At 61.1% G+C, this 7926-nt stretch carries 9 protein-coding genes and 1 pseudogene; 9 read left to right on the forward strand and 1 reads right to left on the reverse strand.

The features are described from left to right. From AC1DWI_RS08070 to AC1DWI_RS08095, 6 genes and pseudogenes are all read left to right on the forward strand, one after another. Nucleotides 1-123, forward strand: a pseudogene (locus AC1DWI_RS08070) (LysR substrate-binding domain-containing protein); the annotation flags it as partial. A gap of 265 nt (nt 124-388) precedes the next feature. Then, complete coding sequence (locus AC1DWI_RS08075) at nt 389-1174, forward strand: carbonic anhydrase family protein (protein WP_477668742.1); 786 nt, start codon at nt 389-391, stop codon at nt 1172-1174. Nucleotides 1175-1295: 121 nt separating this feature from the next. Beyond that, complete coding sequence (locus tag AC1DWI_RS08080) at nt 1296-2798, forward strand: FAD-linked oxidase C-terminal domain-containing protein (RefSeq protein ID WP_477668743.1); 1503 nt, start codon at nt 1296-1298, stop codon at nt 2796-2798. A 61-nt stretch (nt 2799-2859) separates the two neighbouring features. Next, nucleotides 2860-4140, forward strand: coding sequence for a serine hydrolase domain-containing protein (locus AC1DWI_RS08085; protein ID WP_477668744.1), 1281 nt, complete (start codon nt 2860-2862; stop codon nt 4138-4140). A 93-nt stretch (nt 4141-4233) separates the two neighbouring features. Continuing rightward, nucleotides 4234-4605 (forward strand): CidA/LrgA family protein, encoded by a 372-nt coding sequence (locus tag AC1DWI_RS08090; protein WP_477668745.1) that lies wholly within the window; start codon nt 4234-4236, stop codon nt 4603-4605. Further along, entirely contained in the window at nt 4598-5323 is a 726-nt protein-coding gene (locus tag AC1DWI_RS08095; RefSeq protein ID WP_477668746.1) for an LrgB family protein, read from the forward strand. Before AC1DWI_RS08090 ends, AC1DWI_RS08095 begins: the two co-directional genes overlap by 8 nt. A gap of 116 nt (nt 5324-5439) precedes the next feature. Here AC1DWI_RS08095 and AC1DWI_RS08100 read toward each other — a convergent pair whose 3' ends face one another. Beyond that, nucleotides 5440-6003 carry a bactofilin family protein gene (locus AC1DWI_RS08100; protein WP_477668747.1) on the reverse strand — a complete coding sequence of 188 codons (564 nt, stop codon included), beginning with the start codon at nt 6001-6003 and terminating at the stop codon, nt 5440-5442. 445 nt (nt 6004-6448) lie between these two features. Here AC1DWI_RS08100 and AC1DWI_RS08105 point away from each other — a divergent pair, with 445 nt between their 5' ends. The 3 genes from AC1DWI_RS08105 to AC1DWI_RS08115 form a co-directional block, all read left to right on the forward strand. Next, the gene (locus tag AC1DWI_RS08105; RefSeq protein ID WP_477673847.1) at nt 6449-6904 is read left to right on the forward strand and encodes a methylated-DNA--[protein]-cysteine S-methyltransferase; all 456 of its coding nucleotides are present in this window, start codon (nt 6449-6451) and stop codon (nt 6902-6904) included. A gap of 40 nt (nt 6905-6944) precedes the next feature. Further along, nucleotides 6945-7649: a glutathione S-transferase family protein gene (locus AC1DWI_RS08110; RefSeq protein ID WP_477724651.1), complete on the forward strand. Its 705-nt coding sequence runs from the start codon at nt 6945-6947 to the stop codon at nt 7647-7649. 128 nt (nt 7650-7777) lie between these two features. Beyond that, nucleotides 7778-7926, forward strand: a 149-nt coding sequence (locus tag AC1DWI_RS08115) for a GTP-binding protein (RefSeq protein WP_477724652.1), incomplete at its 3' end; no start/stop codon positions are given.

Here is a 7926-nt window from a genome sequence, read left to right on the forward strand (position 1 = left end):
AACGAAGTGTTCGCCGGTAATATTCCCAGCCCGCACGCACATTACCTATGCTGGCGCACCGGCACCATGGACCGCTGGGAATGCGCGGCTTTTGCCGACTGGCTGCGCAAAAGCCTGGGTTAGGGCCCCAAGGCATGTTACGAGAAGGCCGCCGTTCGGCGTTGCAAAGCCTTGACGGGGCCCCTGGGCTTTGCGCCTTGCTCAAGGCCTTTGACATGCAACGCATCCTGCGTAAACAAATAGCACTAACAGGTCCTGACGCCGTCCGATAAGTGGTTTTGCGTCCGTACCGGCTCATGCCTATGATGAGCTGGTAGTGACACCGGGTGAGCGCCCGGCCGGCTGCACATAGTCAAAAAAACCAACCTGTTCAACGAGGGAAAATCTTATGAGGAAAAATCAATTGGCCGTCGGAGTGGCCGGCGTCCTGCTCTCCATGCTCGCCCTGTCGTCTGCGGTTCATGCCGAGGGTAAGGCGGCCGCGGCCAAGGCCGTCAAGCCCGGCACCTTCTGCCCCATCCAGGACGCCAAGGAGTGCCAGGCCGCCGTGACGCCCGTGCAAATCCTGTCGCGCTTCAAGGCTGGCAATATGCGTTTCGTTTCCGGCAAGCCGCGCCACCAAAACTATCTCAAGGAAATGAAGGCCACCGCGGACGGCCAGTTCCCACTGGCCAGCGTGGTGTCGTGCATTGATTCGCGCGCACCGGCCGAGATTGTGTTTGACCAGGGCATAGGTGACCTTTTCAACGCACGCGTGGCAGGCAACATCGTCAACGAAGACATCCTGGGCAGCCTGGAATTCGCGCACAAAGTCATGGGCGCCAAACTGCTGGTGGTGATGGGCCACACCAGCTGCGGTGCCATCAAGGGTGCTTGCGACGACGCCCAATTGGGCAACCTGACGGGACTCATCGGCAAGATCAAGCCGGCCGCGAACCTGGTGTCCGCCGACATCAAGGATCGCACGTCCAAGAACTATGCCTTTGTCGAGATGGTGGCGGAGAGCAATGTGCATCTCACAGTGGAAACGATTCGCGAGAAGAGCCCCATCCTGCGCGAAATGGAGCAAAAGGGAGAAATCCTGATCGTGGGGGCCATGTACGACGTGAAGACGGGCAAGGTCAAGTTTTACGACACGCCCGGCGCCAGCAAGGCTCCGGGAACGAAGTCCTGAATCTCTTCCCGTTTTGGACGGATTCTGGCGGCCGGCATTTCACACCCGGCATTAAATTTCTTCAACCCGGCCGCCGCCGCTTGCCCTACAGTCTGGTTTCAACCCCGGAGCCAGACAGCCCATGAACACCCCCGCCTCGCTCGAACAGCAAAGCCAGCTTGAACGCTCGGAGCGGCAGTCGCAGGTCGTGCGCGCGCTGCAGGCGGTGTTGCCGGCCCATGCCCTGCTGTGGAACAACGAAGACACCACACCTTACGAGTGCGACGGCCTGACCGCCTACCGCCAGCGGCCGCTGGTTGTGGCTTTGCCCGAGACCTATGACCAGGTGCAGGCCGTGCTCAAGAGCTGCCATGCGCTGGAAGTACCAGTGGTTGCGCGCGGCGCCGGCACAGGGCTTTCCGGCGGTGCCATGCCGCACAAGCTGGGCGTCACGCTATCGCTGACCAAGTTCAACAAGATTCTCAAGCTCGACGCCGCCAGCCGCACGGCCGTGGTGCAAGGCGGCGTGCGCAACCTTGCGATCTCCGAGGCGGCCGCGCCGCTGGGTCTTTATTACGCGCCCGACCCTTCCAGCCAGATCGCCTGCACCATAGGCGGCAACGTGGCCGAGAACTCGGGCGGCGTGCACTGCCTCAAGTACGGGCTGACGGTACACAACGTGCTCAAGGTCAGAGGCTTCACAATCGAAGGCGAAGAGGTCGAGTTCGGCAGCGACGCGCTGGATGCCGCTGGCTACGATCTGCTGAGCGTCATCATCGGAAGCGAAGGCATGCTGGCCGTCACGACCGAAGTGACCGTCAAGCTGGTGCCCAGGCCGATTCTTGCACGCTGCATCATGGCCAGCTTTGACGACTTGCGCAAAGCCGGCGATGCCGTTGCCGCGGTGATTGCAGCCGGCATCATTCCCGCCGGGCTGGAGATGATGGACAAGCCCATGACGGCCGCGGTGGAAGACTTTGTGCATGCGGGCTACGACCTGAGCGCGGTCGCGATTTTGCTGTGCGAAAGCGACGGCACGCCAGAGGAAGTTGAAGAAGAAATCGGCCACATGACCGACGTGCTGCGCCGCTGTGGCGCCACGGCCATTGCGGTGAGCCAGGACGAGGCTGAACGCCTGCGCTTCTGGAGTGGCCGAAAAAACGCCTTCCCCGCATCGGGACGCATCAGCCCCGACTACATGTGCATGGACTCCACCATCCCGCGCAAGCGGCTGGCCGACATCCTGCTGGCTATCGCAGAGATGGAAAAGAAATACCAGCTGCGCTGCGCCAACGTATTCCACGCGGGCGACGGCAACCTGCACCCCTTGATCCTGTTTGATGCCAACGACCCCGATCAATTGCACCGCTGCGAACTCTTCGGTGCAGACATTCTGGAAACCAGTGTCGCGATGGGCGGCACCGTGACGGGCGAACACGGCGTGGGCGTGGAAAAGCTCAACTCCATGTGCGTGCAGTTCTCCGCCGAGGAAAACGGGCAGATGTTCGGTGTCAAACGCGCGTTCGACAGCAAAGGCCTGCTCAACCCGGGCAAGGTGATCCCAACGCTGAACCGCTGCGCCGAATACGGAAAAATGCTGGTTCGGGGCGGGCAGATCAAGTATCCCGATTTACCGCGCTTTTAGGCGAAAAGAGCAACCGCTTGGCGACCTCGTAGACTGCGCGGACAACCCCACGGCCCAAAAAATGCATACGACGCTGTCCAGCAGTGTTTCCACCATGCGCCGCCAGGTCTCCCGTGGCCTGGCAGGCGCCTTGCTGGCGTTCGTTTCGCCGTGGGGCTGGTGCCTCGAGGTGGGGCAGTCACTGCCCCACCTCGAGCCCTTCGACAAGGCCATGCTGGAGGTCATGAAGAAACACGATGTCCCGGGCGCCAGCCTGGTCGTGGCCAAGGACGGCAAGCTGCTCCTTGCCAAAGGCTACGGTTATGCCGACAGGGACAAGCAGGAAGCCATGACGCCGCAAACCCTGTTCCGCATGGGAAGCATCAACAAGACCTTGACGGCGGTCATGGTGCTCAAGCTGGCAGAGGATGGAAAGCTGAAACTGGACGACCCGGTGCTGCCCTTCTTCGAGAAAGCCGGGATAGCGCCCGCCGCCCCCGCTGACCTGCGCGTCAGGGACATCAGCATCCGGCACCTGCTTCAGCATTCAGGCGGGTTCGATCGGGAGCGCTCTGGTGATCCGTTTTTTCAGCCCCGGCTCAGGGACGTTGCCCGCCGGCAAGGCGTTGCGCCCGTTACCTGCGATGCGATCATCCGGGATTCCCTGCAGGACAAGCTGGATTTCACACCCGGCGAGCGCTTCGCCTATTCCAATACCGGTTACTGCATGCTCGGAAGGGTTGTGGAAATCGTCACCGGCGAATCCTACCGCGCCTTCAGCAGCCGGGAGTTTCTGAGGCCGTCCACCGGCAAAGGCTTTCAGGCTGCAAGCAACACCGAGAGCCGGCAGGGCGAGACGAAGTACTACGCGTATCCCGGAGAACCGCTGCAGCGGGGCGCACCGGGTGTTACGAACGCGAATGTACCCAGTCCTTACGGCTCCTACTCCATCGAAAACATGGACGCACTGGGCGCCTGGATTGCAACGCCAACAGATGTGCTGAAGTTTTTCCTGGCGATCGACGGCGCACGGGGAAAACGCCTTCTGAATGAGGAGTCATTGCAAACCATGCGCAGCGAGCCGATGCTGGAAAAAGACGGCAATCCGCGCAGCTTTTATGCGGCAGGCATCCACGTCGTCAGGAGTGACAAGGGCGATAACTGGTGGCACACAGGCAGCCAGCCGGGCCTGCAGACCCTGGCACTTCGGACCCGGCAAGGCTATGCATGGGTAGTGGCCTTCAATTCCAGGCCGGACCCATCCGGGCGCCGCGCCTTCTTCAAAGACATCGACCAGGCCCTGTGGGGCGCGGCGAATGCGGTGCGGGAGTGGCCGCAAGGGGATCTTTTTGCCAGTCCTTGAACTTTCCAGGGTGGGTCTTGCCATGACCACTCCGGCAATTCCGTTCGACCCCATCGCTTCGAGAGTGCGCTCATCTCCCGTGGAAACCATGCCATGACAGCGTTGCGGGGTTTGGCCTGGTTACTCGTCTTTCAGTCCGCTGGGGAACTTCTTTCTCACGGCTTTTCCCTGCCGTTTCCTGGCCCCGTGATTGGCATGGTTCTGCTTCTGCTGGGCCTCCAGTCAGATACGGTGCGCACCCCTGTGGCAGTGTGCGCAGACTTCCTGCTTTCGCACCTTTCGTTACTCTTTGTACCTGTCGGCGTCGGGGTGATGACCCATCTTTCACTGGTCAGCCAGTACGGCGCACGCATGTTGCTKGTCGTGGTGGCGTCCACTTTGGCGGGTTTGCTCGTGACCGTACTGATGCTGCACCTGCTGCGGGACCGCAGCGACACCCCTCCCCAGGAGCCTCCACATGCCTAAATTTGTGGAGTTATGGGTCTACCTGTCGGCCACACCCCTGTTTGGCTTGACCGCGACGCTGGTGGTGTATGTGCTCGCGCAAGCCGTTTACGCTCGTCTCGGACAAGCGCCCTGGGCCAATCCTGTGTTGTGGACGGTTGTCTGCCTGGCCGGCACCCTGCTGGCCACCGGCGTGCCTTACCCCACCTATTTTGCGGGCGCCCAGTTCATCCATTTCCTGCTCGGCCCTGCGGTGGTGGCACTGGCATGGCCACTGTGGTTGCGGCGCGAAGAACTGCGCAGGCGCTGGGGCCGGCTGCTGCTTGCGGCCCTGGCCGGCGGTGCCGCGGCCAGCGGGTCGGCATTGTTGCTGGGATGGGCCGTAGGCTTGCCCATCGAAGTTACCCTGTCGCTAGCGCCCAAGTCTGTCACCGCACCGGTCGCCATGGGTATTGCGGAAAGGATCGGCGGAATCCCTGCGCTGGCGGCAGTGTTTGCGGTGGTCACCGGCCTCGTCGGTGCGCTCAGCGGCAAATACCTGTTTGACGCCTTGCGAATTCCCGTGGACGCTGCGGGCTGGGCCGCGCGTGGTTTTGCGCTGGGCACGGCATCTCACGGGCTGGGCGCCGCGAGAGCCTTGCAGGTCAATGCCGACGCGGGCGCTTACGCCGGGTTGGCGCTGGGCCTGCAGGTGGTTCTGGCGTCTGCACTGATACCGCTGGCGTTCCGGTGGCTGTAGTAGCCCGAACCGCAAACACGAAAACTCCGCATCACCTTCCTGCCGCGAGCAGCAGGGAAGTGATGTGGAGGTTTCGGTAGCGCGTCAGAAATGCGCCTGTTGTTGCTTTAAGTCTCCTACACCGCCTGCAAACCTGGTTTGACCACGCTCGCCGGCTTGGCCGCAGCCAGCGCACCGAACAGGATCTCGCCTGAAAGCTGGCCGCCTTCTTCAATCACCAGCTTGCCGTAGCGGATGATGCCCGTGACTTTTCCTGTCGAGTAAATCACCAGTTTCTGCCGCACTGTAAGGTTGCCGTTGAATTCGCCACGGATTTCCGCCACATCGATTTCTGCGGAGCCCTTGAACGCACCCTGCTCGGCAATCTGGATCACTCGCGAATCCATGGTGGCTTCCACCAGGCCTTCGACCACCAGCGTATCGCAGTCCGTGATCTCCACGCCCTTGAGTTTGATGTTCGGGCCGACCGTCAACTTGCTGCCGCCTTCTTTTACCGTGCCGACAGGTGCTTCATTGACCGCCTTGGCGGTGTTTTGCTGGTTCACATTTGTGGACGACGCTCCCGACTGCAGCGCGCCGGAAGCACTGGAAGTGCCCGTGGTCCCATAGCCATTTCCCGGGCCATGACGCAAGCCCGTTGGTGTCTCGTTTTCTCGCTTGCCAAAGAACGGTGTTGCCATTGTGAGTTCCTTCAAAAAGAACGCATGGTACGTCTGCAGAAAATTAAAAGCTTCAGCTGTATGCAAGATAGGTAACGAAATTAATTCTTACATTCCCTTGTTTGCATTCGCCCTGCGGCAATAACAACAGGCTCCATGTGCGCCTATGTGCGGCTGGCGATACATAAGGGAAACTCCGTCCAATTGGCACCCGAAACCTGCCCGCTTTGTATCGGTACGATGATTTTTTGACGTGGCATTGGCCGCAGTTCGCAGTGCCGATCTTCCCCTGTCGAAATGTCTCAAACCTCAGATACTGGTCGCGTGTAGCATGTCGGATACCATGACCGCAGACAGTGAACTTCACGCCTTCGCACTTTTTGGCACTGCCGTTGGGCAGTGCGCGCTGGTGTGGAACGCACACGGGATTGCAGCCGTGCGGCTGCCCGAAACATCGGAGAGCCGCATGCTGTCCCGTTTGCACAGGGAGTTTGCGCAGCTGGCTCCTGCCACGCCGCCGCACGACATGCAATTGGCCATACATGCCATGACAGCCCTGCTGGCGGGTGAGGCCCGTGACTTGCGCTTTTGCACACTGGACCTGCGTCACGTCCCCTCTTTCAACCGCCGGGTGTACGCGATTGCGCAGGAGATTCTTCCAGGCAAGACCCGCACGTACGGCGACATCGCCACCGAGCTTGGCGAACCCGGCTCAGCGCGTGCCGTGGGTCAGGCGCTGGGGCACAATCCGTTTCCCATCGTCGTGCCCTGTCACCGCGTTCTGGCGGCTGGCGCGCAGTCGGGCGGCTTTTCCGCGCCTGGCGGCGTCTCGACCAAGCTGCGCATGCTACTGATTGAAGGTGCCGAGATCGGCGGCGCACCCGGTCTGTTTGACCGTGAGCCGCCGCCCTCCACGTCATAGTCATTGAACAAACGCCCATCACCACGAAACTCACCCACCCATGCCGCACACCTCTACAGAGAAAACGCCCGCGATTCGTCTCTATTCAGCCCGCCTCAGCATGTTCGGCGCCAAGGTGCAGATCGCTGCGTTTGAAAAAGGCATACCGCTCGATATCGTCATGGTGCCCTTCACGCAGACCGAGGGCTACTCACCCAAGCACCCGGAGGTCGTGCGAATCAACCCAAAAAAGCAGGTGCCCGTACTGATCAACGGCGACCTGGAGCTGTTTGACTCGACGCAGATCCTGGAATACCTTGAAGACCTGCAGCCCCAGCCCGCGCTGTGGCCGGCCGGCATCGCCGCCCGCGCCCGCGCGCGCCAGATGGAGCACATGTCGGACGAGGTTTACTTTCCTCACATCATCCGGCTCATGGGCCTGCAGCACAGCCTGGACGATCCGCAAGCGGTCGCCGCGATTGATAGTGCGCGGGCCTTCTACACGCGGCTTGAAAATCTCCTGCAAGGGCGGGAGTTCGTGATGGAGAGCTTCTCATTTGCCGATATCGCCCTGTACGTGGCGATGCTGTTTGGCGAACGTCTGGGCGCGCCTCTCACACCGKCCACACCGTTGCTGCTGGCATGGCGCGACAGGATGAGTGCGCGGCCTTCGGTGCAGAGCGCGGTGATCCCCATGGCGAAATACCTGTTGTCGGACGGCAGGCCTTTGCCTGCCTTCATGGCCGAAATGCTGCAAGTGGCCTGACACCAGGACCCACACCCGACGTGGGTGCTCGGGGAAAACCGAGCAAAGACCGGCGCTTTGGCGCAAACTGGCGAGCTGGCCGTGCAAACAAATCCAACAAGCGCGGACCGGCAAAAAAGGAGTTCGCCATGCCCCGCCACACCCCTATCGAGCGTTATCGCAATATCGGTATCAGCGCGCACATTGATGCCGGCAAGACCACCACGACCGAACGCATCCTGTTCTACACAGGTGTGAACTACAAGATCGGCGAAGTCCATGAAGGTACGGCCACCAT

This window comes from Polaromonas sp. P3_C2 (genome assembly GCF_056402675.1).